We start from the raw sequence: 499 nt of genomic DNA, 5'->3' as shown, positions 1-499 counted from the left end.
ACTGGGAGTCCACGGCGCCGATCTGGATGTTGATCTTCTGGCTGGAGTTCGCGCCGACCTGGAACGCACCGGTGCTGCCGTTGGTTGCCGCGTTGTCGGTGAGAGCGATGGTGCCGGCGGTGGCGCCCAACTTCATGCCGGCCAGGACGGCGCCGGTGCCATCCGCGGCGGTGAATTTGCCGACGCCACTCATCGAGTACGTGGTGTTGTTCTGGCTGTCGACCTTGGCCGTCACGCTGATCTCGTTGCCCTGGTACCCGTTCTGCCGGAGGGTCGTCGAGATGGCCGAGTTGATCGCGGATGCGAGATCCTGCGGCGTCGAGCCGGCGGGCAACGCGGCCACCGACACCGTGAGGCCAGCGCCGATGGCGGTGCCGTTCGGCAGGGTGGTCGAGCCGGCGACCTGGGTGAGCTTGAAGTCGAACGCGGAGCCGGCCCCGGCCGGCAGGGCAGCCACGGCACCAGCGGCATTCGCGATCTGGGTGCCCTTGACCGTCTG

Annotated in this window: 1 pseudogene; it reads right to left on the bottom strand. The window is 68.3% G+C overall.

The features are described 5' to 3' along the window. A pseudogene (locus ODJ79_RS46725) lies at positions 1–499 on the bottom strand (hypothetical protein); the annotation flags it as partial.

The sequence above is a fragment of the Actinoplanes sp. KI2 genome (genome assembly GCF_025630775.1).
In the GTDB taxonomy this organism is placed as follows: domain Bacteria; phylum Actinomycetota; class Actinomycetes; order Mycobacteriales; family Micromonosporaceae; genus Actinoplanes.
Note: the sequence above shows the minus strand (reverse complement) of the source record. Positions and strands in the feature narration are given on the sequence as shown.